This window comes from Spirillospora sp. NPDC048824 (genome assembly GCF_043198455.1).
GTDB lineage: Bacteria > Actinomycetota > Actinomycetes > Streptosporangiales > Streptosporangiaceae > Spirillospora.
Map to the genome: position 1 here is coordinate 301,611 of NZ_JBICUS010000001.1, position 25,422 is coordinate 327,032.

A 25,422-nucleotide genomic window follows, 5' to 3' on the forward strand; every position below is an offset into this window, starting at 1 on the left:
ATATCACCACGCCGCGTAAGCCCTGGTCAGAGCGCGAAACTCAATAATCGAGCGGGACAGGTCCAGCGTCAGGTGCTCCGTGTCGCCGAAATAGGTGATGCCCGCGTTGTTGAACATCAGGTCGATCCGTCCGTGCGCCTCCACGACCTCGTCGACGACCTGCTGCACCTGGGCCGCTTGCGTCACGTCGACGGCCGCAGCACGTGCCGATCGCGGTCCGGCGAGGCCGGCGGCGGTCTTCTCTGCGGCGCCCAGGTCGCGGTCCGTGCACACCACGTCGGCGCCTGCACCGACGAGTGCCGCGGTGAGCGACGCTCCGATGCCCGAGCCGCCGCCTGTGACGATCGCGGATCTGCTCGCGAGGCTCATGTGAACGCCTTCTCCACGAGTCCGGCGAGATCCGGGTAGCGCATCAGGTGGGCACCGCGTTCACCCGGGGTATGTCCATCGCCGGCGCCGTCAGCGGTGTGACGACCAGGCCGGGCGCCACTGCGTTGACGCGCACACGGCGTGGCGCGAACTCGAGCGCAGCGACCTCCGAAGAGCGCCTCCACTCCTCCCTCGTCGGTCACATCGACCTGGACGTCGGCGCCCGTGCCGGGGAGGTCGGCGACCACCACGAACTCGCCGTGCGACCGCAGCAGCGCGGCCGTCGCCGCTCCGAGGCCGGACCCGCCCCCGACCACCACGACCGTGCGCTGCCCACCCATCCGCCACCATCCTGACGCTCGTCGGTATCTGTTGACACGTGTCAATTGCGGTCTTAACGTGACGTGCATCACGCCAGGTTGTCAAGCAGATGCCGAGGAGTAGCCGATGAGTGGTCCGACGGTCGCCGTGATCGGTGCCGGCATCAGTGGGCTGACGATGAGCAAGATGCTGGAGGACTACGGGCTGGAGTACGCCACGTTCGAGTCCTCGGACCGCGTCGGCGGCAACTGGGCCTTCGGCAACCCCAACGGGCACAGCAGCGCCTACCGCTCGCTGCACATCGACACCTCGAAGTACCAGCTGTCCTTCAAAGACTTTCCGATGCCCGAGGAGTATCCCGACTTCCCGCACCACACCCAGATCAAGGACTACCTCGACGGCTACGCCGACGCGTTCGACATCCGGCGCCGGATCGAGTTCGAGAACGGCGTCGTGCACGCCGAGCGGCACCCCGACGGCGGCTGGCTGCTGGAGACCGAGCGCACCGGCGTACGTCGCTTCGACGTGCTCCTGGTGGCCAACGGCCACCACTGGGATCCGCGCTTCGCCGACAAGCCGGGAGAGTTCACCGGCCTGACGATGCACTCGCACGCCTACATCGACCCGCGGACGCCGTACGACCTGACAGGTAAGCGGATCCTGATCATCGGGCTGGGCAACAGCGCCGCCGACATCGCGGTCGAACTCTCCAGCAGGACACTCGACAACGAGGTCGTCATCTCGACGCGGTCCAGTGCGTGGATCGTGCCGAAGTACTTCGCCGGAACGCCGGCCGACAAGTACTACAAGACCTCCCCGCACATCCCGTTCGCGTGGCAGCGCAAGTTCATGCAGGTGATGCAGCCGCTGACCGCCGGCCGCCCGACCGACTACGGCCTGCCCGAGCCCAACCACAAGTTCTTCGAGGCGCACCCGACGCAGTCGGTCGAGTTGCCGCTGCGGCTCGGCTCCGGCGACCTGCGGGCCAAGGGCGACATCGAGCGCTGGGACGGTCCTACCGTGCACTTCGCCGACGGCACGGCCGAGGACTTCGACGTCGTCATCCACGCCACCGGCTACAACATCACCTTCCCGTTCTTCGACCCCGACTTCATCAGCGCACCCGAGAACCACATCCGCCTCTACAAGCGGATTCTCAAGCCGGGCATGGACGACCTCGCGTTCATCGGGTTCGCCCAGGCGACGCCGACACTGTTCCCGTTCGTCGAGTGCCAGACCCGGCTGGTCGCGGCCTGGCTCGTCGGCCGCTACGCGCCGCCGCCGGTCGCCGAGATGGAGCGGGTGATCGACGAGGACCAGCAGAAGTACACCGCCCACATGGTGCAGCGGCCGCGGCACACCCAGCAGCTCGACTACTTCCTCTACGAGCACGACCTGCGCACCCGGGAGATCCCCGCGGGGCTGGAGCGAGCTGGGCGGCAGCGGGCGCGGCGGCCCGTGGAGGCGCGCGGGTGAGCGAGGAGCGCACCTGGGCGCGGCTGGTCGACCGCCGCAGTGCCAACCGCGGCGACCAGCGCCGCTCGGCCCTGCTCCAGGCACTCGACGACCTGCTGCGCGAGCAGACCCTCGACCAGGTCAACGTCGCGGAGATCTCGCGGCGTGCCGGCGTCACCCGCTCGGCGTTCTACTTCTACTTCGAGAGCAAGGCCGCCGCGGTGCTCGCCCTGATGACCGGCCTGTACGACGCCGCGTCGGACGCGACCGACCTGCTGGTCAAGGCGGAGGGTGATCCCGGTGAGCGGATCCGGCAGGTCCTCGGCTCGCTCTTCGACTCCGTCGACGCCTCGCCGCACACCTACCGCGCCCTGCTCGAAGCAAGGGCCGCGAACCCGCAGGTCCGGGAGGGCTGGGACGCGGGCCGCGCCGAGTTCGCGGGCATGGTCGCGGAGATGATCGAGCGGGAGCGGGCCGCCGGCCACGCGACCGACGGTCCGGACGCGGCGGGCCTAGCCGCCGTACTCCTCGACCTGAACGACCACGCCCTCGAGCGCCATGCGCTCGGCGGTGAACCGCCGCGCGAGCAACACGTCGACGCGCTCACGCACATCTGGGTGACCAGCATCTACGGAGGCATCGCATGACCACCTTCGACTTCACCTCGGCCGGTGTGCGCTGTGCCGCCACGCACCACGCCGGCGCGGACGGTGCGCCCGTCGTGGTGCTCGGCCACGGCCTCGCCGGCACCCAGGACTCCGGCCTCCAGCCGTTCGCCGAGGCGTTCGCGGCTGCGGGCTTCCACGCCGTCACCTTCGACTACCGCGGCTTCGGCGCGAGCGACGCCGGCGACGGTGGTCCGCGCCAGTGCGTGTCCGTCGCCGACCAGGTCGCCGACTGGCACGCCGCCGTCGAGGCAGCGAAGCGCCTTCCGGGCGTCGACGCCGAACGGGTCGTGCTCTGGGGCATCTCACTCGCGGGCGGCCACGTCGTCTCCGTCGCCGCCGCGCGTGACGACGTCGCGGCGGTCGTCTCCGCGGTGCCGCTCATCGACGGGCTCGCCGCCGCGCGGCTCGCCACGAAGCACCACCGCCCGGCCCGGCTGCTCGCCTCCACCGGCCGCGGCATCGCTTCGGCCGTACGACGCAAGGCCGGCCGCGCGCCGACGATGATCCCGGTCGTGGCTCGTCCCGGGGAGCTCGGCGCGCTGACCCTGCCCGGCGCCTACGAGGACTACCTCGTGCTCGCGGGCCCGACCTGGCGCAACGAGATCGCCGCCGACGTCGTGCTGGAGCTCGGCGGCCGGACGCCCGCCAAGGACGCGAAGTCGCTGCGGGTCCCGTGGCTGGTGCAGATCTGCGACTTCGACAGGAGCGCGCCGCCGTACGCCGCGGCGAAGGCGGCCTTCGCCGGTCGCGCCGAGGTGCGGCACTACCCCGGCGACCACTTCGACCTCTTCGCCGGCAAGCCCTTCCACGAGGCCGCCACCCGCCACGTCGTGGCGTTCCTGAGCCGCCACCTGACTGTTCCCTCCGCCGCCACCTCGCCCACCGCGACCGCATCGGAGCCGTCCCGTGTCTGACACCGTCCAGGCCCTCCTCCTCCAGCATGCCGAGCGGGACACGCCCGGCCTGAAGTACGGCGACCAGGTGCGGAGCTGGCGCGACTACCTCGGCGAGAGCGCCGCCCGTGCGCACGTGCTGCACGCGATGGCCGACCCAGGCCGGCCGGTCCACGTCGGCGTGCTGATGCAGAACAGCCCCGAGATGGCGATGGCGATCGCGGCGGGTGCGCTCGGCGGGCACGTGACCGTCGGCATCAACACCACCCGGCGCGGCGAGGGTCTCGCGGCCGACGTACGCCGGGCCGACTGCCAGATCCTGCTGACCGATCATCGGCACCTGGCCCTGCTCGGCGGGCTCGACCTCGGTGGCGCGACGGTGGTCGACACCGACGACGCCGACTGGCTCAGGCGGGTGGCCGACGCACCGCGTGGAACCGCCGGGTTCCCGGCGGTCGACGCGATGGACACCTTCATGCTGATCTTCACCTCCGGCACCAGCGGGGAGCCGAAGGCCGTGCGGGTCGCCAACTTCATGGCGGTGATGTCGGGGGCGACGCTCGCCGACAAGTTCGACCTGACGACCGAGGACATCGTCTATTCGTCGATGCCCATGTTCCACAGCAACGCCATCCTCGCCGGATACGCCGTGCACGCCCACGCCGGTGCCGCTCTGGCGCCGGCCCAGTTCAGCGCAAGCCGGTTCCTCAGCGACCTGCGCCACTATGGTGCGACCTACCTCAACTACGTCGGCAAGCCGCTCGCCTACCTGCTCGCGACGCCGGAACAGCCCGACGACCGGGACAACCCACTACGTGTCGCGTTCGGCAACGAGGCGAGCGACCGCGACATCGAGGAGTTCGCCCGTCGCTTCGACTGCACCGTGTGGGACGGCTTCGGCTCCACCGAGACCGCGGTCATCATCACCCGCACCGACGACACGCCGGCCGGCTCGATCGGGCAGCCGTTCGACGGCGTCGCCGTCTACGACCGCGACACCCGCACCGAGTGCCCGCGCGCCGTCTTCGACGACCTGGGCCGGGTGACCAACCTGGACGAGGCGGTCGGCGAGCTGGTCAACACCACCGGGGCCGGGTTCTTCGCCGGCTACTACAACGACGAACAGGCGACCTCCGAGCGGCTCGACGGGGGAATGTACTGGTCCGGCGATCTCGCCTACCGGGACGAAGCAGGCTTCGTGTATCTGGCGGGTCGCACCGACGACTGGCTGCGCGTCGACGGCGAGAACCTCGCGGCGGCGCCGATCGAGCGGGTGCTGCTGCGCAACGACGCGGTCAGCCAGGCCGCGGTGTACGGCATACCGGACGCCGACGCCCCGGGCGACCAGCTCATGTGCGCGCTGGTGCTGCGCGACGGCGCGACCCTCACGCCCGTCGATCTCCAGGAGTTCCTGACTGCCCAGCCGGACCTGTCGCCGAAGGCATGGCCGAAGTTCGTCCGGATCGCAACCGACCTGCCGAGTACGGCGACGAACAAGGTTCTCAAGCGCGAGCTCCGGGCTCAGGGCACCGAGACCACGGACACGCTATTCACGCGGAGCGAGCGGGACCTCGTCTATCGCCGACCGAGAAGGTGTTCGTCACCGTCAGATAGGCCAATCGCAACAACACAGCCGACCATCATGCCGCGGTGACTACCTCCCGCACGGCCGTTCGTAGCTGATCAACCAGTGTCACAGCACCCGGTGGCTTGACCACCAGCCGCATGGGCCCTCACCTGCATGGATGACATCTTCGGCACCCGCAGGGCCGGAGGTGTGCCATCGCCAGTGTTCACGTTCTTGATCGCGACTGCTCTTCAGGACCGCCTCGGGGAGTGCTCGATGGTGCCGCCCGCGCCGTCATGCGAGCCTGCGGATTCACGCCCGTGGAAGTGCGGTGCTGACTGCTCTGGCGGCTCTGACCGGCGGTGCTGTGGGCGACATGACCGGCTTGGGCGGGCGGAGAGTGCCCGGTTTCGAGGCACTGCCAGGGTGGACGCGGAGCCCGGATCGTGCCGCCGAGCCGCCACCGAGCTGCCACGGGGACGAACTGGGACACATCAGGCGGTGGGCAAGCCGGGCATTCTCGTGTTTGCCCTGGTCAGGATGGGTGGGTCGCGTGGGACTCGAACCCACAGCCTACGGATTAAAAGTCCGGAGCTCTGCCAATTGAGCTAGCGACCCGTCGTGCAAGGGTACCGAGATCGCTGGGGGGTTTGCGACGTGGTTACGGGGTGGAGTTCAGATGGATGGGGAGATGCTTCAGGCCGTTCTGGAAGTTGGAGGCCAGGCGGACGGGGGCGCCGGTGCGGGTGATGCGGTGGGGGAGGAGCTCGCGGAAGACGGCGCGCATCTGGGTGCGGGCGAGGTGGGCGCCCAGGCAGAAGTGGGGGCCGAAGCCGAAGCTGACGTGGTCGTTGGGGGTGCGGGTGATGTCGAAGCGGTCGGGGGAGGGGAAGACGGTTTCGTCGCGGTTGGCTGAGGCGTGGTAGACGACGACCTTGTCGCCGGTGTCGATGTCGTGGCCGGCGAGTTGCAGGGACGTTGTGGCGGTGCGGCGGAAGTCCATGACCGGGGGCCAGTAGCGGAGCATCTCCTCGACGGCGGACGGGAGGAGGGACGGGTCGGCGCGGAGGCGGGCCAGTTCGGACGGGTGGTCGAGGAGGGTGAGGAGGCCGCCGGGGATGCCGTTGCGGAGGGTTTCGTTTCCCGCGACGGCGAAGAGGAAGAACATGTTCTCGAACTCTTGGGTGGTGAGGCCGCCTTGGAGCATGCGGGACATGATGTCGCCGGACGGGTTGGCGCGCTTCTCGGCGGCCAAGGCGTGCGCGTAGGCGAACATGTCGGCCAGGGCCGTGTAGGAGCGGGGGTTGATGGGGCGGCCGTCGGGATGGGTGGAGGTGGCGGGGCGGTACTTCATGGCTTCTCGGGCCATGGGGCTCGTTGAGGCGGCGTCGGCGGTGGAGATGCCGGCGTATTCGTCGTCCTGGTAGCCGATGACGCGGGACGCCCAGTCGTAGAGGAGGCGGCGGTCGGAGTCGGGGACGCCCATGATGTGCGCCAGTGTCCAGACGGGGAGGTCGGCCGCCAGTTCGACGAAGTCGGTTTCCTCGTTGAGGGCCGAGGTGATGAGGGTGTGGGCTCGGGCGTTGATCGTCTCTTCCAGGGCGCGGACGGCGCGGGGGGTGAACGCGGCGGCGACGATGCGGCGCAGGCGGGAGTGGTCGGGCGGGTCCTGGTTGAGCATCATGGCGCGGACGAACGCGAGATCTTCGGGCGTGTCGGGGTCGCGGATCTGGGTGGCGCCGAGATTCGAGGAGAACAGGTCGGGGGAGCGCAGGACGTGTTTGACGTCGGCGTGCCGGAAGACCGCCCAGTAGCCGGGGCCGGCGGGCCAGGGGCCGATGGCGGGTTCGGGGACCCAGGTGACCGGGGATTCGGCGCGCAGCTTCCGGAAGGTCTCGTACGGGACGCCGGTCGTGTAGGTCGACGGCAGGAAGATCTCCTCGTGCATGCCCTCAGCGTGCATCATGTCGGGTGTGACGGTGAAGCCTGAGGAGATCCTGCGTGACAACTTTGCGCCCTGGGTGCTCGATCTGGGGCTGGTCGTCGAGGAGGTGGGTGACGGCACGGCGGTGTTGCGGCTGCCGTGGTCCGATCGGCTGGCCCGGGAGGGTGGGGCGTTGTCCGGGCAGGCGTTGATGGCGGCAGCCGACACGGCGGTGGTGATCGCCGTGTCGGGGGCGAAGGGCGGTTTCGTCCCCATGACGACGGTGCAGCTCAGTACGTCCTTTCAGCGGCCGGTGGTGGGACGTGATGTGCTGGTGGGGGTCGAGGTGACGAAGCTGGGGCGGACGTTGGCGTTCGCGGAGATCGACATGACGGCGGATTCGAAGACCGTCGCGCATGCGAGCGCCGTTTACGCGATCATCGGGTGATATGACGCGCGTTGAGAAGGTCGTTGTCCCGGACGGTGAGTTCAACCTGCACGTGTGGGCTCCGGAGGGCGGGGGGCCGGGGATCCTGCTCGTCCAGGAGATCTTCGGGGTGGGCGAGTACATGGAGGCGGTCGCCGAGGATCTGGTGGCGCTCGGGTATGTCGTGGCGGCGCCCGACATGTTCTGGCGGATCGAGCCGGACTGGGCGGTCGTGCACGACGAGGAGGCTGTCCCGGCGGGGATGTCGATGGTGTCCCGGTTCGACTGGGAGAAGGGCATTGAGGACGCGGCGGCGGCGCTGGCGGTTCTGAAGGGGCTGCCGGGGGTCGGCAAGGCCGGTGTCCTGGGGTTCTGCTTCGGTGGGACCGTCGCGTACCTGCTGGCCGCCAAGGCCGAGGTCGATGCCCTGGTGTCGTTCTACGGGTCGGGCGTTCCGGGTGCTCTGGAGCAGATCGACGCCATCCGGGGGCCGGTGCAGTTCCACTTCGGCGGGAGTGACCCGTACATCCCCCGGGAGGACGTCGCCAAGGTGGAGCGTGCGGTGGACGGACGGGACGGCATGGAGATCCACGTCCAGGAGGACGGCGGGCACGCGTTCCACAACCGGAAGGCGCCGATGTTCCACCAGCCGGAGCCCGCAGAGCGGGCGTGGCGGCTCACCGTGGACTTCCTCGCCCGAACCCTTTCATAGCGCCCAGGACGGCAGCGGTTCGCAGTCGGGCAGCCAGGCGGCGGGGGCGTTTCCGAGGATGCCGCCGACGATGGCGCAGGTGGTGTCGATGTCCCCGCCGGCGGCGGCCGTCGTCCAGAACGCCCGTTCGTAGTCGCGCAGGTGCCGTGCGGCGGCCCAGAGGGCGAACGGGACGGTGTCGTGCGCGGCGACCTGACGCCCGTTGCCGAGGACGGCGGACGCGGTCGACGGGTCACTGACGGTCAGAAGGTGGCGGGCCTCGGTGATACCCGTGCGGACGGTGCCGGAGGGGACATGACGGAGGATCTCGTCGATGAACCTGCCCGGCGGTGGTTCGGTGGGTGCGAGGGCTGCGGCGACGGCCACGGCGATCGCGCCCGCTACTGCCTCGGGGTGGGGGTGCGTTACCTCGGCGGAGAGCATGGCTTGGCCGGCTGCTTCGGCAGGGTCGTCCGCGAACCAGGCGCCGATGGGCGCGACGCGCATCGCGGCGCCGTTTCCCCATGAGCCTGCGCCGTCGAACGGTTCCCTGGCGAGAGTGCGCCAGTCGCCTCCTTCGCGGACGAGCCGCAGAAGACGTCCCGTGGAGGGGCCGTAGCCGCGGTCGAAGTCGTGCCGTTCGGCGAAGCTCGCGGCCAGAGCATCCTGGTCGATGGTGCCGTGCCGGGACAGGACGAGGTAGATGGACGCGGCCATCTCGGTGTCGTCCGTCCATTGCCAAGGCCCAGGGGGAAGTGTCTGCGCCTCGAAGGCGGAACGGTTGGCGGGCACGAAGAACTGGGAGCCCAGGGCGTCCCCCAAGGCGAGGCCCTGGAGTGAGGCGTATGCGCGGGCGCGGGTGGTCATGTGGTGGCGGGTTCCAAGGTGAGGCGGGACAGTTCCCTGCGGGACGAGATGCCGAGCTTCGGGTACGCCTTGTAGAGGTGGTACTCGACCGTTCGCGGGCTGAGGAAGAGTTGCGCGGCTATCTCGCGGCTGCTCGTTCCCTCGGCTGCCATGCGGACGACCTGAAGCTCCTGCGGAGTGAGCCGGTCGAGGAGATCCGGGGCCGTGGGCACGGAAGGGCCCGTTTCGCCGGTGGCCCGCAGTTCGGCGCGCGCGCGGTCCAGCCAGGGGGTCGCATGGAGGCGCTCGAAGATCTCCACTGCGGAACGAAGAAGGACCCGTGCGTCGGAACGGCGGCGTGCCCGCCGCAGCCACTCGCCGTAGAGGAGTTCTGTGCGGGCCCGCTCGAACGGCCGCGTCGACCGCTCGTGCAGCTGGACGGCCCGTGCGTACGGTTCCTCGCTGTCGCCCAGCAGGGCTTCGCAGTGCAGGGCCACGGCGAGGGCCCACGTCTGCTTTCCCGCCTCGGCCCAGGCGCGGAACCGCTCGAAGGGCGCGTAAGCGAGTTCGGGCTGCCCGGAACGCACGGCCGCCTCGACGTGGTCGGCGGCGGAGACCATGCTGCCCGTGCTGTGGCGACGGGGGCCGTGGGCGATCTCGTCGAGGCGGCGCAGCGCGTCGTCGTAGCGGCCGAGGCCGAGGTCGAGCAGCGCGAGGGCGCCGTCGGCGAGGCCGCCGCGCGCCGGGGGCCCGGCTTTGACGAGTGGGGCGATCAGCTCGCGCAGCCGGGTCTCGTCGCCCTCGATCGCCGCGACGCGCGACAGGACGGCGCCGAGCCGGCCCACCCGGTGGGGCCGGCCGGTGTCGCGGGCCAGCGCGATCGCCTCGGCGACGGTGGCCTCGGCGTCCGCGTGCCGACCGGCCGCGATCTGCGCCTGGGCCAGTGTCTGGAGGATGTTCGGAAGCGCGCCGATCAGTCCGTGCCGCCGGGAATGCGCGACCTCGGCGGCCGCCAGTTCCAGCGCGGCCTCGTCCGCACCGATGATCAGCGCGAGCTGCGCGCCGCGCACCAGATCCCCCGCATCGGGGAGGCGGTTCGCTGCGTCGAGGGCGACACTTCCGGTGTCGCGTACGGCGGCCCCGGCACCCTGGAGGGGACCACCGCGACCGGGGCCGGAGTCGCCCGCGCCCGGGACACCTGAGTCGTCTGCGCCGTGGTGGCCGGTGCCGTCGCGGTGAACCCGGCCGCCGCGGATCTCTGCGACCAGCCGCGTGAGGAGCGGAAGGGCGTGAGCGTGGTCGCCGCCGGCCAGGAGGGCGAGCCCGCGGATCATGCGGTCGCCCGGAAGTAGCTCGGCGGCTCGCAGCACGGCGGGCAGCTCACCGGACGTCCATCCGTACACGGCACCGGTCCGCAGCATCGCGGCGCGCTCGTCGGGTGCCGCGCCGGCGGCGTGGTCGACCATCATGCGGGCCGCGGCGCGCGGGTCACCGCGCTCGTACTCGACGGCGGCGTGAACGCGGGCGAGCCGCGCCGGCGCGGCGGGGTCGGCGGTGATCTTGCCCGCCTGGACGGCGAGTTCCTCGGCCTCGTCGAGCCGTCCCGCCTGAAGGATCAGGGAGGCGGCGGAGCCGAGCCGCGCGGCGCGCATGTCCGGGGCGGGCGTCAGGTCCGCCGCCTGGCGGTAGATCGCCGCGGCCGTCGCGTACGCCACGCGGTGGCGAGCCCGCTCCGCCGCGTCCTGCAACTCGGCGGCGACGTCCTCGTCCGGCGCCATGGCCGCGGACGCGCGGTGGCGGGCGCGGCAGTCCGGGTCGTCGGCGGTGTCGGCGAGCGCCTGGTGGACGGCGATGCGCCGCGCGGCGACCGCGCCGTGGTACGACGCCGCCCTGATCAGCGGGTGGCGGAAAACGATGTCGCGGCCGGTGACCGCCACCAGCCGGGCACGTTCGGCCTCCTCCAGATCGGCGAGGCCCACGCCCATGCTGTGCGCCGCGCTCAGCTGCGTCGGCATGTGCCCCCGCCCCTCCGCCGCGGTGATCAGCAGCATCAGCCGGGTTCTCTCCGGGAGGCGGCCGATCTGCGCGCGGAACGAGGCGAGCACCCGGTCGGCGACGGGCAGCGGGTCGGGACCGTCGACGAGGCGGGTCCCGGCGGCGCCCAGTTCCTGCAGGGCGAGGGGGTTGCCGGCCGCCTCCCGGATCACCCTGGCGCGGCGGGTGGGCGTCAGGTCGCGCGCCGCGAGGAGCCGTTCGGCGTCGCCGTGCGCCAGCCTCTCGACGCGCAGCTCGGGCAGTCCGGTGCCGGTGAACGCGTCGTCGCGCGCCGCGAAGAGCATCACCACCCCTTCGGCCGCGAGCCGCCGTGCCGCGAACAGCAGCGCCTCGGCCGTCGCGGTGTCGAGCCACTGTGCGTCGTCGACCAGGACCAGGACCGGGCCGTTCTCTCCGGCGAGGCCGGAGGAGTCGGCGAGGTCGGCGAACAGGGTCAGGACGGCGAGGCCGGTGGTGAAGCTGTCCCGCCCGGGCTCGGCGGACGCGGTGCCCGGCCCGCCGAGGGCGGAGCGCAGCGCGGCGGCCTGCGGGGAGGGGAGGGCGTCCAGCTGGTCCCGGACGGGCCACAGCAGCTGGTTGAGGCCCGCGTACGCGATGGCGGACTCCGCCTCGATGCCGGTGACCCGCAGGACATGCGGGGGCGCGTCCGCCGGAAGGAGACCCGCCGCCTCGGCGAGCAGCGCCGACTTGCCGATGCCGGCCTCCCCGCGCAGGAGGAGCGCGCCGCTGCGGCCGTGCGCGCGTGCCTCGGAGAGCAGCGAGGAGATTCGCGCCTGTTCGTCGTTCCGCCCGTAAAGCACGTGTCCAAACTACGGGCCGAACTACCGAAGTCATACGGATTCGCCTTGTAGCGGACGGCTCGTACGTTCTTGACCAGCGAGAACGCACTAGGAGGACGTCATGCAGGAACTGTTCGAGCCACTGTCCGCGGGGAAGCTGGACCTGCCCAACCGCCTGGTGATGGCGCCGATGACCCGCAGCCGGGCCACTGAGAACGGCACCGTGACCGAGTTGACGGCCGAGTACTACCGGCAGCGCGCCGGCGCCGGGCTGATCATCACCGAGGGCACGCAGCCGAGCGTCCGGGGCCAGGGGTACATCCTCACGCCCGGGCTGCACTCCGGCGACCAGGTGGCGGCATGGCGGACGGTGACCGACGCCGTGCACGGCGAGGGCGGACGGATCTTCGCCCAGCTGATGAACGCGGGCCGCGTCGGCCACCCCGTCCTGTACCCGGACGGCGCGCTGCCGCTCGGGCCTTCGCCGATCGCGTCCGGCGTGCAGTTGTTCACCCCGGACGGGATGCTCGACCACCCCGAGCCTCGTGAGATGACGCCGGCCGACATCGCGCAGGCCGTCGACGATTTCGCCGCGTCGGCGCGCAACGCGATCGAGGCCGGGTTCGACGGGGTGGAACTGCACGGCGCGAACGGCTACCTGATTCAGCAGTTCCTCGCCGACGGCAGCAACACGCGGACCGACGCGTACGGCGGGACGGTCGAGAACCGGGTCAGGTTCGCCGCCGAGGTCGCGCAGGCGGTGTCCGACGCGATCGGCGCCGACCGGGTGGGCTTCCGCGTGTCGCCGGGCGGCACCGCGAACGGCGTCAGCGAAAGCGACACCCCCGAGCTGTACTCGGCGCTGATCGCCGCACTCGCCCCGTACGGCCTCGCCTATCTGCACGTCATGGAGCTGGGCGACCGCGCGACGACCCGCCGGATCCGCGCCGAGTGGCCGGGCGCGCTGATCCTGAACCCGCACCCGACGCCCGAGTCCTTCCCCTCCAGGCCCGAGTACGGCCTGGAGGCCCTGCGGGACGGCGTGGCCGACGCGGTCGCGTTCGCGGAGATGTGGCTGGCCAACCCGGACCTGCCCGCCCGCATCAAGGCCGGCGGCCCCTACAACGAAGCCGACAAGGCGACGTTCTACGGCGGCGACCACCGCGGCTACACCGACTACCCCACCCTGACGTAGTGGCACCAGGCCGCCCCCGGGTGCTGGGCCGGGCATGGCCCGGGGCCAGGAGGGCCGGACCAGGTGCCGGGGCGGCGGCCCGGCCGGGGCCCGGCCCGGCCCCTCACCGGGGGCCAGGGCGGGGCCGGGCCGGGGGCGGGGGAGGATCAGAGGCCGGGGCGGACGCCGCCGTTGAAGTTCCGCTTGTAGTAGGAGTTCAGCTTGATCTTCTTCACCCGCGAGCGGGAGTTGGGCGCGTGGATCATGTAGCCGTGGCCCGCGTAGACGCCCACGTGGGACCGGCCGCTGTAGAAGAACAGCAGGTCGCCCTTGACGGCTCCCTTCCAGGAGACCTTCTTCTTGACGGCGCGGTAGATCTGCTGGCTGGTGCGGGGCATCTTCACGCCGGCCTTGCGCCAGGCGCCTCCGGCGAGGCCCGAGCAGTCCCATGAGCCGGGGCCCGTCCCGCCGTAGCGGTACGGGTCGCCGATCTGCCTCGAGGCGTACTTCACGGCGTAGGCCGCGCGCTTCTTCTGCTTGGCGGCCCGCGACGTGGAGGCCTTCGTGACCGGCGTGGCCGCAAGGGCGGCGTGCCTTTGCGATGGCGCCGCCGCCTCCGCAGGTGCGGCTGTGAGGAGGGACGCTCCCAGCGCCGCGGCCGTGGTGAGGGCGAAGCCGCCAGTGGTGATTCCGGTCTTCGGGGTGATTCGGGGGGTATGCAGAATGACTCCAGACCTCGCGGGTGATGCCTACCGGGCAGCCGTCATCCACGGGGTGTTCACCATGGGTTCGGGATGCTGCGGCCGTGCGGATCCAAAACGTCATCAAGCACGACGCGGGAGAATCAGGGCCGCTTCCGGTTCCGTGCCTCTCGACTGCACGGATTCGGCGACCGACGGCGGCTTTCCGGGAAGGGTCCAGGGGGACGGCCTCGGGGGAGCGTGCCCGCCGCGCACAGGTGGCCAGGCACGTCGCTGCCGCTCGTCGGAGTGCGTGTTCTGTTATCTGGGCGGCCTTCTGAGCCGCATGAACCGAGCAGGAACGTAGGCGGACTCGGGCGAACAAGGCAAATCCTCCTCGGCATTTCCGTGTCGGCAGGCACTGGCAAGGAGACACAAGGCCCCGGGTCGGCCTGCGGCGATTCCGACTCCATTTCGGAATGTGTGATACGCATCACCAATTCCGAATGAAGATCGACGTCCATGCTCGCGTCCCGGGCGACGACAGGTAAGTAGAACAGCGTTCTGTGGAAAACCCGGCCGCCGGGACGGGCATTTGTTTGGTTGATCACAGATCGCTAAATTCCGCCAATGCCTGGCCATTTCAGGCACATCCCCGCAGGGACGGCTGGTGGAGCGGTCGGGCTGGATAGCCGGATTCGGCCAGACCAGGGGGTTGACGGGGACGGCGAAGCCACCTGTAGTCCGATGGAGGATCATGTCCGGTCTCCGGAGGGAGTCCCGTGTTCGGCAGGCCAGGCAGAGCGCGTACCGCGCGTCTCCTCTCAGCACTGACCCTGTCGGTGGCGCTTGCGCTTGCCGCCGCATCCCCTGCGACCGCCCAGGACGAGCCGGCGACGGCCAAGTTCCCGCCCGGCTTCCTCTGGGGTGTCTCCACGTCCGGGTTCCAGAGCGAAGGGTCTTTCCCGGACAGCAACTGGACGAGGTACGCGGAGCAAGGGGCGTACGGGGTGGAGCACCCGTACGGAGGCTCCGTCGATTTCCGGCACCGCTACCCCGGTGACCTGAAGCTCGCCAAGGGCCTCGGCGTGGACGTCTTCCGCACGTCCATCGAGTGGTCGCGGATCGAGCCGCGCCGGGGGCACCGCGACCCGGACGCGATCGCCTACTACGACGACCTCATCCGCCAGATCAAGGCGAACGGGATGCGGCCGATGCTCACGCTCGACCACTGGGTGTACCCGGGGTGGGTGGCGGACCAGGGCGCCTGGGACAACCCGCGTACGCAGGAGGACTGGCTGCGCAACGCCGAGTTCGTCGTCAACCGCTACAAGGACCAGGACGTCATCTGGATCACGTTCAACGAGGCCAGCGCATACATCTACAAAGAACTGACGACCCGCCCCATGCACATCGGGCAGATGCTGACGATGCGCGACGCCCTCATCAAGACCCACCGTGCCGCCTACGACCTGATTCACAGGATCGACCCGGACGCCATGGTGTCGAGCAACGTCGCGTACGGGACGCTCCTCAACGGCATCTTCGACGCGGCCCTGTTCAACGACGTCACCGACAAGCTCGACTTCATCGGGATCGACTACTACTACGGCGCGAACTTGGAGAACTTCAGCGCCGTGTACTCCCTCACCGGCGAGTTCTGGAAGATCGACCCGGAGCCGGAGGGGCTGTACTACGTCCTCAAGAACTATCAGCGCCGGCTACCGCATCTGCCCGTCTACATCGTCGAGCACGGCATGCCGACCGACAACGGCAAGCCGCGCCCGGACGGTTACACGCGCACGGACCATCTGCGTGACCACCTCTACTGGGTCCAACGGGCGATGGCCGAGGGCGTCAAGATGATGGGCTACAACTACTGGAGCCTCACGGACAACTACGAATGGGGCAGCTACCGGTCGCGTTTCGGCCTGTACACGGTGGACGTGCTGACCGATCCGTCCTTGACGCGCCGTCCGACCGACGCCGTCGCGACCTACCGGTCGATCATCGCCAACCAGGGTGTTCCGGCCGGGTATGTGCCGGTACGCGAGCCGGGCTGGTGCTCGATCGAAGACCCCATCGCCACCTGTCTCGGCACGACGCCGACGCCGCCCGCCGAATACCGCGTCCCGGGGTGACGGGCGAGGCATGACCCGCGCGTCCCCGGGTACCGCCATCGCGACCGTTACCGACCAGAGGATCGCGTGGGGGATGTGCGGACAGAACCCAAGCTCATGGGCCGCGGGTCCGGTACCGCGGGTCCGGGCCCAGGCTCGGGCGGCGCGGCGGACGGCCTGCTGCTGAGCCTGAAGCGCGCCGCCGCCGCGCTGCGGGACGCCGGCATCGGGTACGCGCTCGCCGGCGGGTTCGCCGCGTACGCGCACGGTGCGGCCGTGTCGACGCACGACGTCGACTTCGTGGTGCGCGAGCGGGACGTCCAGGGGGCGCTGGACGCGCTCGCCGCCGCGGGCATGACGCATATGGAGAGCCCGGAGAACTGGCTGGAGAAGGCGCGCGACGGTGAGTACCTCATCGACCTGATCCACACTCCGTCGGGCCGTCCCGTGGACGGGGAACTGCTCGGGCGGGCGGAGGAGATGACGGTCGCGGCGGTGTTCATGCCCGTCCTGCCCGCGACCGACCTGATGATCATGAGGCTGCTGGCGTTCACCGAGACCGCGTGTGACTTCAGCGGATTCCTGCACGTGAGCCGGGCGCTGCGGGAGCAGGTGGACTGGCGGCGCGTCGCCGCCGAGACGGCGCGATCCCCTTACGCCTACGCCTTCCTGACGCTGCTCGCCCGCCTCGGCGTCATCGAGGAGGACGTCCTGTGACCGAGAGGAGACGGTGGTGACCGGAAGGGACCGCGGCGTGGCCGCTCTGCCCGGCTACCTGTCCGCGCACATTCAGGAGAGGCTCGCGAACGAGGCGCACGAGCTGGGCATTCGCGTCGACATTCGCGGTGACGTGGTGCATCTGCGCGGCGAGGTGGTGAGCGAGGAGCGGCGGGGGGACGTGGAGGCGGCCGCCCGGGCCGTCGCTGAGGGCCGCGAGATCTGCAACGAGGTTCACGTCGTCGCGGTCGCCGAGCCGGAGGGGGAGGAGAGGATTTCATGATCCGTGTGGCTGCGGCGGGGGACCTGCACGTCGGGCCGGAAGTCGCCGGGGCGTACCGGCGGCACCTGTCCGCGCTGGCCGACCAGGCGGACGTGTTCCTGGTCGCCGGCGACCTGACCAGGCACGGGACGGTCGAGGAGGGCCGCGTCGCGGCGGGTGAGCTGCGCGATGCCGGGGTCCCGGTGGTCGCGGTCCTCGGCAACCACGACTACCACTCCGACGCCGAGGAGGAGATCGCGGACGTGCTGCGCGACGCCGGTGTGACCGTCCTGGAGGGGGACGGGACGGTCCTGGACTGCGGCGGGACGAGGCTCGGCATCGCGGGCGGCAAGGGGTTCGGCGGCGGGTTCGAGGGCAAGTGCGCCAGCGACTTCGGCGAACCGGAGATGAAGGCGTTCGTCGCGCACACCAAGGACTTCGCCGGACGGCTGAGCGCGGCGCTCCTGGGCCTGGACGCGGACGTGACCATCAGCCTGACGCACTACTCGCCCACCGAGGACACCCTTCAGGGCGAGCCGCCGGAGATCTATCCCTTCCTTGGCAGCTACCTGCTGGGCGAGGCGATCGACTCGGCCGGTGCCGACCTCGCCGTGCACGGCCACGCGCATAAGGGAACGGAGAAAGGCCTCACACAGGGCGGGGTCCGGGTCCGGAACGTCGCCCTGCCCGTACTGCAGCACGCCTACGCGCTGTACCGCCTGGACACCTCGGAAGCGGCCGGGCGTCACCGAGTCCAGGAGAGCGTCTCCGCATGGTGAAGCGCATTCGGTCAGTCAGCGCCGCGGAGCAGGTCGAGGACGGCACGTTCGGCGGGGCCTCAGCCCGGATGGATCTCGCCGCCCGCGGGTACCAGCGTCTGCCCGGTGTAGTACGACGACTGGCGGTTGGACGCGAAGAACACGTAGGACGGCGCGATCTCGTCGGGGTCGGCGGCGCGCCCCATCGGTGCCTGCTGCCCGAAGCCCTCGACGCGTTCCTCATCGAACGTGGCCGGAATCAGCGGCGTCCAGACGGGGCCGGGGGCGACGCAGTTGACGCGGATCTCGCGGTCCATGAGGTTCTGGGCGAGGCACTCCATCAGCGTCATGGCGGCCGCCTTGCTGGCGGAGTAGTCGATGAGCGTCTTGTTGCCGCGCAGCCCGTTGATGGACCCGGTGATGATGATGGACGACCCCGGCCCCATGTGGTCGAGGGCCTGCTGGACGGTCCAGAACAGCGCGAAGACGTTGACGTCGAACGTCCGGCGGAGTTGGGCGTCGTCGATCTCGCGGACGTCCTTCACCGGCGTCTGCGTCCCATGGTGGAGGACGAGCAGGTCGAGCCCGCCGAGGTCGCGGACGGCGCGTTCGACGACCTCGCGGCAGTGCCGTTCCTCGGCCAGGTCGCCGCCGAACGTGAAGCAGCGGCGTCCGGCCGCCTCGACCAGGCTCGCGGTGTGCCGGGCGTCGTCGTCCTCCTCCAGGTACGTGATCGCGACGTCGGCGCCCTCCTTGGCGAACGCGACGGCGGTGGCGCGTCCGATGCCGGAGTCGCCGCCGGTGATGAGGGCGCGGCGCCCGTCCAGCAGGCCGCTCCCGGCGTAGTCGCGCATCTCGTCGCGGGGTTCGGGTGACATGTCCCCGGTCCGGCCGGGGTATGGCTGGCTCTGTGCCGGTCGCTCGCTCATGGCTCAGTCCCCCTTGTGGGGCGTCGACCCCCATGCCTGCCGGTTCGGTTGGCTCATGGGGTGCGGGTGCCCGGGGCTGCGGGGAGCAAACGCGACCCCTATTGTGACTGTTAAGTAACATCGTGCTCCGCAATCCGCCGGGGTGTGAGCAGAGCGCGGGATGACTTCTGGGTAACATCATCCCGAACCACATTCGGTCCCTGACGTAAGGTGCTGCTTATGGACCTGAACGGAGTTTCCGCCGTCGTATCCGGTGGCGCGAGCGGTCTCGGTGAGGCCACCGTCCGCGCGCTGGCCGCCGACGGCGCCAAGGTGGTCATCGCCGACCTGAACGAGGAGAAGGGCAAGGCCCTCGCCGACGAGATCGGCGGTGTCTTCGTCAAGACGGACGTGTCGAACGAGGAGCAGGTGCAGGCCGCCGTCCAGGCCGCCGTCGACACCGGCAACCCGCTGCGCGTCATCGTCAACAGCGCCGGCATCGGCTGGGCGTCGCGGACCGTGAACCGCGACGGCACCCCGCACGACCTCGCCTCCTACGAGACCGTCATCCGGATCAACCTGATCGGCACCTTCAACCTGATGCGGATCGGCGCCGCCGCCATCTCCAAGACCGAGCCCGCCGACGCCGACGGCGCCCGCGGCGTGGTGATCAACACCGCGTCCATCGCCGGCCTGGAGGGCCAGACCGGGCAGCTCGCCTACTCGGCGTCCAAGGGCGGCATCATCGGCATGACGCTGCCGGCGGCGCGCGACCTCGCCGCGATCGGCGTCCGGGTGAACACCATCTGCCCGGGCATCATCGACACCCCGATCTACGGCGAGGGCGAGGCCGCGGACGCGTTCAAGGCCAAGCTCGCCGCGCCCGTCCCGTTCCCGAAGCGGATGGGCAAGGCGTCGGAGTTCGCGCACCTCGTCAAGTCCCTGGTCGAGAACGACTACATGAACGGCGAGACCATCCGCTTCGACGGCGGTATCCGCTTCCAGCCGAAGTGAGGCCCGAATGACCGACGCTGTATCGCCCGAGGGGGGACGACCCCCCACGCCCCCCGGAAACGCCGCTGTATCACCCGAGGGGGGACGACCCCCCACGCCCCCCGGAAACGCCGCTGTTCTAACCGAGGAAGACGGCGCCGTCCTCGTCATCACCATCAACCGCCCCGAGGCCCGCAACGCGGTCAACGGCGAGGTGGCGCGGGGCATCGCGGCGGCCGTCGACGAGCTCGACTCCCGCAAGGACCTGTCCATCGGCATCCTCACCGGCGCCGGCGGGACGTTCTGCGCCGGCATGGACCTGAAGGGCTTCCTGACGGGCGACAACCCGACCGTCGAGGGACGCGGGTTCGCCGGCATCACCGAGCGTCCGGCGGCCAAGCCGCTGATCGCCGCCGTCGAGGGCTACGCGCTCGCCGGCGGCTGCGAGGTCGCGCTGTCCTGCGACATGATCGTCGCGGCGAAGGACGCCCAGTTCGGGCTTCCGGAGCCGAAGCGCGGCCTGGTCGCGGCGGGCGGCGGCCTCCTGCGGCTGCCGCAGCGCATCCCGTTCCACATCGCCATGGAGATCGCCCTGACCGGCGACAAGTACCCGGCGGAGCGGATGGCCGAGCTCGGGTTCGTCAACCGGCTCGCCGAGTCGGGTGGTGCGCTGGCGGCGGCCAAGGAGCTGGCCCTGAAGGTCGCCGAGAACGCGCCGCTGGCGCTCGCGGCGACCAAGAAGGTCATCGTCGAGTCCGCGGACTGGTCGTCGGACGAGGCGTGGAAGAAGCAGCAGGACATCGTGCTGCCCGTCTTCACGTCCAAGGACGCCCAGGAGGGACCGGCGGCGTTCGCCGAGAAGCGCAAGCCGAACTGGAAGGGCGAGTAGCCCCACCACCGGCCCGACCCGTACGCCGAGACGCCCGGAATCAACTGGTTTCGGGCGTCTCGACGTATGTGGTGCACGAGCCTCAGCGGAGGACGGGGAAGTTGCTGTGGAACACGCCGTGCGGGTCGCGGCGGCGCTTCAGGTCGCGCAGCCCGGCGAGCGTCCCGGGTGTGAACGCTTTCGCGGCCCGCTCGCCGGGGGCGAGGAAGGTGAACGGCTTGCGGCCCGTCGTGTACGGGACGAGGGCGTTCGCGATCTCCTGCTGGCGGTCGCGCACGGCCGTCCCGCCGTCCTCGCCGGGGACGCCGAACATGTAGAGGGCGAACGGCTCGTCCAGATGCCCGGCGGGCGTGCCGGACGGACGGGCCAGCGCGCCGCCGAGGTGCCGCAACTGGACGCTGAGCAGCGGGTCGATGGGGCGTTCCAGCAGCGCCGCCGCCACGTCGTCCGTCAGTTCGGTCAGCAGTTCCGCGCGGGACCGTCCGGGGCCCGGGTCGGTCGGCTCGGCCGTGATCGACCCGAGGTCGGCGACCGGCAGCGGCGCGCGGGTATCGGAGATCCTTCCGGGGATCTTGTCGAGCGGACGCAGAAGCGCCTCCGCGTCGCCCCCGTCGCCGAGGAAGGCGCTGTCGACCGCCGCCAGCGGCGCCGCACCCGGGAACTGCAGCAGCTCGTACCAGGCGGTCAGCTCCTCCGGGGCCGCCGCGGTGATCTCCCGGTAGGCGTCCAGGACGGCGGGGGCCTGGTCGGCGGGCCACAGCATCCGTCCACCGTGCAGCCGCGGCGCCGGATGCAGGGCGAACTCGATCGCGGTGACGATCGCGAAGTCGCCGCCCCCGCCGCGCAGCGCCCAGAACAGGTCCGGGTCGGTCTCGGACGTCACACGGGAGCGGGCCCCCGCCGCGTCCACGATGTCGAACGCGCGGACGCTCCCGGACGCCCACCCGTACTTGCGGCCGAACCAGCTCAGCCCGCCGCCGAGGGTGTAGCCGGTCACGGTGACCACCGGGCTGCTGCCCGCGAGACCGGTCAGGCCGTGCGGGCTCGCCGCCTCCAGGACGCGCCCCCAGGCGACGCCCGCGCCGGCTCGGGCGATCCGCTCGTCCGGACGGATCTCCAGCTCGTTGAGACGTGCGGTGCGGAGCAGGATCACGTCACCGGGGTCGCCGGGGCCGCCGGCCGCACCGAGGTCGCCGGCCGCGCCGTGGCCGCTCGGCTGTGCCGCGATGGTCAGCCCGGCGAGGCGTGTGTGCCGGACGAGGGCGGCCACGTCGTCGGCGTCGGCGGCCTCGACCACGGCTCCGACGGGCTGGTCCACCGCGAGGTTCCAGGGGCGCCGCGCGCCTTCGAATCCGCCGTCGCCCGCCGCGAACACCCGGCCCCGGACCACGCCGCGCAGTTCGTCCCCGATATTCATGTTTCTCCTCTTCGTCGTCGTGTTCGTCATCTGGGGTTCAGCGTGCCCGCCGGCGGCTGGGATCGAGCTGGGATCGAGTTGAGGTGCCCGTAAGCTGGGCACTCGCACGATTCGGGAGGGTGATGGCGAAGGGACCGGTGTTCCGGCTGTTCGGCCCGCTCGAGGTCGCGGACGGCTCGGGACACGCGCTCGACCTCGGTACGCGCAAGCAGCGCGCGCTGGTGGCGATGCTGGCGCTGGAACCCGGCCGCGTGGTGTCCCTGGACCGGCTGATCGACGAGCTGTGGGCCGGGGAGCCGCCCGCCCGGGCGACCCGGACGCTGCAGGCCTACATCGCGCACCTCCGCAAAGTGCTGGAGCCCGGCAGGGCGCCGCGGACACCGCCGTCCGTCCTGCTGACCCGTGAGCCCGGCTACCAGCTCGCCGTCCCGCCGGGACGGATCGACCTGTGGCGATTCACCGCCTGGGCGGAGGAAGGCCGCGAGGCACTCGCCCGTGGCGCGCACGCGGAGGCCGTCGAGGCACTGGACCGGGCCCTCGACCTGTGGCGCGGTGACCCGCTGGGGGAGTTCGCCGACCAGGAGTTCGCCCGCCCCGCCGCCGCCCGCCTCACCGAACTGCGCGCGGCCGCGCTGGAGGACCGGTTCGACGCCCGGCTCGCGCTCGGCGAGACCGCCTCCCTGGTCCCGGGGCTGGAGGCGCTCGTCGAGGACGCGCCTTACCGGGAGCGCACGTGGTCCCTGCTCGTCCTCGCGCTCTACCGGGCCGGACGTCAGGCCGACGCCCTGGCCGCGCTGCGCCGCGTGAGAGCACGCCTGTCGGACGACCTCGGGCTTCGTCCGGGGCCCGAGCTCCAGGAGCTGGAGCGGGCGGTGTTCGACCAGTCGCCCGACCTCCGCCTCCCCCCACGCGAGGCACAGCGCAAGCCGCCGGGTGAGGCGGCGTTCGCCACGGTAGGGTCCGCCACGGCGGGGTCCGTCGTGGCGGGCCCGGAACCGGATGGGGACGGGCTGGTGGCACGGTCGGCGCAGATGGCGCTGGTCGAACGGTGTCTCGGCGAGGCCCGGCGCGGGCGGGGCGGTGTCGTCCTGGTGACCGGGGAAGCCGGCATCGGCAAGACCCGGCTCGTTCATGCCGCCGCAGACCTGGCCGCCGCCCGGGGATTCCGCGTCGCGTGGGGACGCTGCGTCGACGGCACCGCGCCCGCGTTCTGGCCGTGGAGGCAGATCGTCCGCGAGGCGGGGGACGAGTCCGGGCTGCTCACCGCGGAGACGATCTCCCCCGAACCGGACTCCCGTGAACCGGGCTCGCCCGAACCGGACTCCCGCGGGCAGGACCCCGGTGCCGCCTTGTTCGCCCTGTTCGAGCAGGTCGCCGACGTTCTGACGCGGGACGAGACACCGCTGACGGTCGTCCTGGACGATCTGCACTGGGCGGATGTGTCGTCGCTGCGGCTGCTGTCCTTCGTGGCGGACGCGGCCGTCCGGCACCGGCTGCTGGTCTTCGTCACGTGCCGCCCCGAACCCGGCGATCATCCGGCCGCGCTCCGCGACACCCTGGCCGGGCTGTCGCGGTCGGCCGAACGTGTGGAGCTGAGCCCGTTCACCGCGGAGAACGTGGCGTCCTACCTGCGCGTGAGGGGCGTCACCGAAGAACCCGGCCTGGTGGAGACCCTGCTGGACAGGACCGGCGGCAACCCCTTCTACCTCGGCGAGGTCCTGCGCCTGTGCGGCAGCGAGGGGATGGAGACCGTGCCGAGCGGCGCGCGGGACGTGATCGAACGCCGCGTGGCCCGCCTGCCGGAGGAGACGCGGGCACTGCTGCGCGCCGCCGCGGTCGCCGGACGCGACGTCGGCATCGACCTGCTCGAAACGGTCACGGACATGACACCCGAGCAGGTCATGACGGCGCTGGAACCGGCGATCGCGACCGGCCTGCTGGTCGAGCCGCCCGCCGGGACGGTGGGGCCGGCCCCCGACTACCGGTTCGCGCACGCTCTCGTGCGCGAGGCGCTCTACGCGGGGCTGAGCCGGCTGGAGCGATCGCGGCTGCACCTGCGGGTGGGGGAGGCGCTGGAACCCGTCCTTCCGGAAGCGGAATCGGCCACGCTCGCGCACCACTTCGCCCAGGCCGCGAAGCTGGGCGGTACGGACAGGGCCGCCAGGGCGGACAAGGCGGCCGAGCACGCGTCCCGCGCGGCCCGGCACGCGACGGGCCAGCTCGCGCACACCGAGGCCGTCGACCTGTGGGCTCTCGCGCTCTCCGTCCTCCCGCCGGGCCGGGACGCCGAACGGGCCAGGATCCGCACCGAACTCGGCCAGGCCCGCCGCACCGTCGGTCGGCCGGAGGAGGCGCGCCGCGACTGGGAGGACGCGATCCGCATCGCCCGCACGATCGGCGACCGCGACGCACTGATCCCCGCGGTCACCGCCATCGGCGGACCGTCCCTGTGGAACTGGCGGCCGTACGGCGTCGTCGACGGCGAGATGGTCGCGGTCATCGAGGATCTCCTCGCCGGGCCGCTGCGCGACGCCGACCGGGCGGCGCTTCTCGGTGCCCTCGCACTCGAACTGCACTACGGCCCGCGCAGCGCCGAGGGCGAACGCCACGCCGCCGAGGCGGTCGACATCGCCAGGAGGACCGCGGACGTCCCGCTCCTCGCCCGGACGCTGAACAACTATCTGCTCGCGGCGTTCCGTCCCGGCCGCAACGCCGAGCGGCGCGCTGCGGCGGAGGAGCTGGCGAACCTGCCCGGCCTCCCGGTCAGCGGCGAGGTGATGGCGCGCGTGTTCCTGATGTCCTGCCTGCTGCGCGACGGCGACGTGCCCGGCTGGGACCGCGAACTGGCCCGCTGCGAGACCCTCCTCGGCGCGGCGCCCCGGCCCGAGCTGGAGTCGATGGTCCGTGTCGCGCAGACGGCGCGCAGCACCCTGGACGGGCGGTGGGACGAGGCCGAGGCACTGCTCGCCCACGACATGCGGTTCGGCTCGGCGCTCTGGGGCAGCCGGTTCCGCCGGCTGGTCACGACGTTCACGTGCCGCCGCGCTCAAGGCCGTGTCCCCGAGGTACTGGACGAGCTGATCGCCGCTGCAGAGGAACCCCATCTCGTTCCGCTGCGCCCCGTCGCCGTCCTGGCGGCCGTCGAAGCGGACCGTCCCGCACTGGCGCATGAGCTGATCGGCCGCTGGGGAACCGGCATTCCCGACGACTGGGTCGCCGATTTCCTCATCCCGGTCTGGGGCCTGGTCGCCGCCCGCCTGGGCACCCCCGACCCCGGTGACCTGTATCGCCGTCTCCTCCCTCATGCAGACCAGTTCGTCGTCGCCGGCATGGGGACCGCATGCTGGGGATCCACCCACCTCGTCCTGGCCGGACTGGCGCGCCGCACAGGCGACGACGACGCGGCTCGCGATCACGCCCGTGCAGCCCACGACGTGCACGAACAGCACGGATTCGGCTACGGGGTGTCACGAGACACCGAAAGCCCGTAGGCTCGTTACCGGAATCGA

22 protein-coding genes and 1 tRNA gene are annotated in these 25,422 nt (G+C 71.2%); 14 read left to right on the plus strand and 9 right to left on the minus strand.

Annotated features, from left to right (window positions below; translation table 11 throughout):
* Positions 1 to 3: 3 nt before the first annotated feature.
* Both ACGFIS_RS01390 and ACGFIS_RS01395 read right to left on the minus strand, forming a co-directional pair.
* Positions 4 to 369, minus strand: a complete 366-nt coding sequence (locus ACGFIS_RS01390) for an SDR family NAD(P)-dependent oxidoreductase (RefSeq protein ID WP_392907101.1) — start codon at positions 367 to 369, stop codon at positions 4 to 6.
* On the minus strand, positions 366 to 710 hold the full coding sequence (locus ACGFIS_RS01395) for a hypothetical protein (protein WP_392907099.1): 345 nt from the start codon (positions 708 to 710) through the stop codon (positions 366 to 368). Before ACGFIS_RS01395 ends, ACGFIS_RS01390 begins: the two co-directional genes overlap by 4 nt.
* 106 nt (positions 711 to 816) lie before the next feature.
* Between ACGFIS_RS01395 and ACGFIS_RS01400 the strand changes: the two genes are divergently transcribed.
* From ACGFIS_RS01400 to fadD1, 4 genes are read left to right on the plus strand one after another with little or no spacing between them, the layout of a single operon-like run.
* On the plus strand, positions 817 to 2,166 hold the full coding sequence (locus ACGFIS_RS01400) for a flavin-containing monooxygenase (protein ID WP_392907097.1): 1,350 nt from the start codon (positions 817 to 819) through the stop codon (positions 2,164 to 2,166).
* Positions 2,163 to 2,792 (plus strand): TetR/AcrR family transcriptional regulator, encoded by a 630-nt coding sequence (locus tag ACGFIS_RS01405; protein ID WP_392907094.1) that lies wholly within the window; start codon positions 2,163 to 2,165, stop codon positions 2,790 to 2,792. Before ACGFIS_RS01400 ends, ACGFIS_RS01405 begins: the two co-directional genes overlap by 4 nt.
* The gene (locus ACGFIS_RS01410) at positions 2,789 to 3,727 is read left to right on the plus strand and encodes an alpha/beta fold hydrolase (protein ID WP_392907091.1); all 939 of its coding nucleotides are present in this window, start codon (positions 2,789 to 2,791) and stop codon (positions 3,725 to 3,727) included. The genes ACGFIS_RS01405 and ACGFIS_RS01410 overlap by 4 nt, the downstream gene beginning before the upstream one ends.
* Positions 3,720 to 5,360, plus strand: coding sequence for a fatty-acid--CoA ligase FadD1 (fadD1, locus tag ACGFIS_RS01415; protein WP_392907088.1), 1,641 nt, complete (start codon positions 3,720 to 3,722; stop codon positions 5,358 to 5,360). Before ACGFIS_RS01410 ends, fadD1 begins: the two co-directional genes overlap by 8 nt.
* 458 nt (positions 5,361 to 5,818) lie before the next feature.
* Here fadD1 and ACGFIS_RS01420 read toward each other — a convergent pair.
* Together ACGFIS_RS01420 and ACGFIS_RS01425 are read right to left on the minus strand one after the other, a co-directional pair.
* Positions 5,819 to 5,891: transfer RNA gene (locus ACGFIS_RS01420), tRNA-Lys, on the minus strand.
* 43 nt (positions 5,892 to 5,934) lie between these two features.
* On the minus strand, positions 5,935 to 7,221 hold the full coding sequence (locus ACGFIS_RS01425; protein ID WP_392907085.1) for a cytochrome P450: 1,287 nt from the start codon (positions 7,219 to 7,221) through the stop codon (positions 5,935 to 5,937).
* 25 nt (positions 7,222 to 7,246) lie between these two features.
* On the opposite strand from ACGFIS_RS01425, the gene ACGFIS_RS01430 reads away from it, so the two are divergent.
* The gene (locus ACGFIS_RS01430; protein ID WP_392907082.1) at positions 7,247 to 7,645 is read left to right on the plus strand and encodes a PaaI family thioesterase; all 399 of its coding nucleotides are present in this window, start codon (positions 7,247 to 7,249) and stop codon (positions 7,643 to 7,645) included.
* Between the two features lies 1 nt (position 7,646).
* Positions 7,647 to 8,336, plus strand: a complete 690-nt coding sequence (locus ACGFIS_RS01435; RefSeq protein WP_392907079.1) for a dienelactone hydrolase family protein — start codon at positions 7,647 to 7,649, stop codon at positions 8,334 to 8,336.
* On the opposite strand, the gene ACGFIS_RS01440 is transcribed toward ACGFIS_RS01435, so the two are convergent.
* Positions 8,331 to 9,182 carry an ADP-ribosylglycohydrolase family protein gene (locus ACGFIS_RS01440; protein ID WP_392907077.1) on the minus strand — a complete coding sequence of 284 codons (852 nt, stop codon included), beginning with the start codon at positions 9,180 to 9,182 and terminating at the stop codon, positions 8,331 to 8,333. The two genes, ACGFIS_RS01435 and ACGFIS_RS01440, sit on opposite strands and share 6 nt — an antisense overlap.
* Positions 9,179 to 12,016, minus strand: a complete 2,838-nt coding sequence (locus ACGFIS_RS01445; RefSeq protein WP_392907075.1) for an ATP-binding protein — start codon at positions 12,014 to 12,016, stop codon at positions 9,179 to 9,181. The genes ACGFIS_RS01440 and ACGFIS_RS01445 overlap by 4 nt, the downstream gene beginning before the upstream one ends.
* A 100-nt stretch (positions 12,017 to 12,116) precedes the next feature.
* Here ACGFIS_RS01445 and ACGFIS_RS01450 point away from each other — a divergent pair, with 100 nt between their 5' ends.
* Positions 12,117 to 13,190 carry an alkene reductase gene (locus ACGFIS_RS01450; protein ID WP_392907073.1) on the plus strand — a complete coding sequence of 358 codons (1,074 nt, stop codon included), beginning with the start codon at positions 12,117 to 12,119 and terminating at the stop codon, positions 13,188 to 13,190.
* A 146-nt stretch (positions 13,191 to 13,336) separates the two neighbouring features.
* Here the strand turns inward: ACGFIS_RS01450 and ACGFIS_RS01455 are convergent, their stop codons facing one another.
* On the minus strand, positions 13,337 to 13,681 hold the full coding sequence (locus ACGFIS_RS01455) for a C40 family peptidase (RefSeq protein WP_392907071.1): 345 nt from the start codon (positions 13,679 to 13,681) through the stop codon (positions 13,337 to 13,339).
* Positions 13,682 to 14,691: 1,010 nt separating this feature from the next.
* Between ACGFIS_RS01455 and ACGFIS_RS01460 the strand changes: the two genes are divergently transcribed.
* The 4 genes from ACGFIS_RS01460 (at position 14,692) to ACGFIS_RS01475 (ending at position 17,727) form a co-directional block, all read left to right on the plus strand.
* Positions 14,692 to 15,990 carry a glycoside hydrolase family 1 protein gene (locus ACGFIS_RS01460; protein WP_392907069.1) on the plus strand — a complete coding sequence of 433 codons (1,299 nt, stop codon included), beginning with the start codon at positions 14,692 to 14,694 and terminating at the stop codon, positions 15,988 to 15,990.
* Between the two features lie 75 nt (positions 15,991 to 16,065).
* Positions 16,066 to 16,686, plus strand: coding sequence for a hypothetical protein (locus ACGFIS_RS01465; protein WP_392968962.1), 621 nt, complete (start codon positions 16,066 to 16,068; stop codon positions 16,684 to 16,686).
* Between the two features lie 16 nt (positions 16,687 to 16,702).
* On the plus strand, positions 16,703 to 16,969 hold the full coding sequence (locus ACGFIS_RS01470; RefSeq protein WP_392968965.1) for a BON domain-containing protein: 267 nt from the start codon (positions 16,703 to 16,705) through the stop codon (positions 16,967 to 16,969).
* Positions 16,966 to 17,727, plus strand: coding sequence for a metallophosphoesterase (locus tag ACGFIS_RS01475; protein WP_392968968.1), 762 nt, complete (start codon positions 16,966 to 16,968; stop codon positions 17,725 to 17,727). Before ACGFIS_RS01470 ends, ACGFIS_RS01475 begins: the two co-directional genes overlap by 4 nt.
* A gap of 59 nt (positions 17,728 to 17,786) precedes the next feature.
* Here ACGFIS_RS01475 and ACGFIS_RS01480 read toward each other — a convergent pair whose 3' ends face one another.
* Complete coding sequence (locus ACGFIS_RS01480; protein WP_392968971.1) at positions 17,787 to 18,635, minus strand: SDR family oxidoreductase; 849 nt, start codon at positions 18,633 to 18,635, stop codon at positions 17,787 to 17,789.
* A gap of 219 nt (positions 18,636 to 18,854) precedes the next feature.
* On the opposite strand from ACGFIS_RS01480, the gene ACGFIS_RS01485 reads away from it, so the two are divergent.
* Together ACGFIS_RS01485 and ACGFIS_RS01490 are read left to right on the plus strand one after the other, a co-directional pair.
* A complete protein-coding gene (locus ACGFIS_RS01485) occupies positions 18,855 to 19,628 on the plus strand; it encodes an SDR family oxidoreductase (RefSeq protein WP_392907063.1) in 774 nt (257 codons plus the stop codon).
* A 7-nt stretch (positions 19,629 to 19,635) separates the two neighbouring features.
* On the plus strand, positions 19,636 to 20,496 hold the full coding sequence (locus ACGFIS_RS01490) for a crotonase/enoyl-CoA hydratase family protein (RefSeq protein WP_392907062.1): 861 nt from the start codon (positions 19,636 to 19,638) through the stop codon (positions 20,494 to 20,496).
* A gap of 82 nt (positions 20,497 to 20,578) precedes the next feature.
* Here the strand turns inward: ACGFIS_RS01490 and ACGFIS_RS01495 are convergent, their stop codons facing one another.
* Positions 20,579 to 21,913: an FAD-binding oxidoreductase gene (locus ACGFIS_RS01495; RefSeq protein WP_392968974.1), complete on the minus strand. Its 1,335-nt coding sequence runs from the start codon at positions 21,911 to 21,913 to the stop codon at positions 20,579 to 20,581.
* A gap of 122 nt (positions 21,914 to 22,035) precedes the next feature.
* On the opposite strand from ACGFIS_RS01495, the gene ACGFIS_RS01500 reads away from it, so the two are divergent.
* A complete protein-coding gene (locus tag ACGFIS_RS01500; RefSeq protein WP_392968977.1) occupies positions 22,036 to 25,404 on the plus strand; it encodes a BTAD domain-containing putative transcriptional regulator in 3,369 nt (1,122 codons plus the stop codon).
* Positions 25,405 to 25,422: the final 18 nt, after the last annotated feature.

Coding starts and splice junctions, on each gene's coding strand:
- ACGFIS_RS01400 (WP_392907097.1), top strand. CDS start 817: ATGAGTGGTCCGACGGTCGCCGTGATCGGTGCCGGCATCAGTGGGCTG.
- ACGFIS_RS01410 (WP_392907091.1), top strand. CDS start 2,789: ATGACCACCTTCGACTTCACCTCGGCCGGTGTGCGCTGTGCCGCCACG.
- ACGFIS_RS01425 (WP_392907085.1), bottom strand. CDS start 7,221: ATGCACGAGGAGATCTTCCTGCCGTCGACCTACACGACCGGCGTCCCG.
- ACGFIS_RS01390 (WP_392907101.1), bottom strand. CDS start 369: ATGAGCCTCGCGAGCAGATCCGCGATCGTCACAGGCGGCGGCTCGGGC.
- ACGFIS_RS01450 (WP_392907073.1), top strand. CDS start 12,117: ATGCAGGAACTGTTCGAGCCACTGTCCGCGGGGAAGCTGGACCTGCCC.
- ACGFIS_RS01485 (WP_392907063.1), top strand. CDS start 18,855: ATGGACCTGAACGGAGTTTCCGCCGTCGTATCCGGTGGCGCGAGCGGT.
- ACGFIS_RS01475 (WP_392968968.1), top strand. CDS start 16,966: ATGATCCGTGTGGCTGCGGCGGGGGACCTGCACGTCGGGCCGGAAGTC.
- ACGFIS_RS01395 (WP_392907099.1), bottom strand. CDS start 710: ATGGGTGGGCAGCGCACGGTCGTGGTGGTCGGGGGCGGGTCCGGCCTC.
- ACGFIS_RS01500 (WP_392968977.1), top strand. CDS start 22,036: ATGGCGAAGGGACCGGTGTTCCGGCTGTTCGGCCCGCTCGAGGTCGCG.
- ACGFIS_RS01490 (WP_392907062.1), top strand. CDS start 19,636: ATGACCGACGCTGTATCGCCCGAGGGGGGACGACCCCCCACGCCCCCC.
- ACGFIS_RS01480 (WP_392968971.1), bottom strand. CDS start 18,635: ATGAGCGAGCGACCGGCACAGAGCCAGCCATACCCCGGCCGGACCGGG.
- ACGFIS_RS01495 (WP_392968974.1), bottom strand. CDS start 21,913: ATGAATATCGGGGACGAACTGCGCGGCGTGGTCCGGGGCCGGGTGTTC.
- ACGFIS_RS01435 (WP_392907079.1), top strand. CDS start 7,647: ATGACGCGCGTTGAGAAGGTCGTTGTCCCGGACGGTGAGTTCAACCTG.
- ACGFIS_RS01440 (WP_392907077.1), bottom strand. CDS start 9,182: ATGACCACCCGCGCCCGCGCATACGCCTCACTCCAGGGCCTCGCCTTG.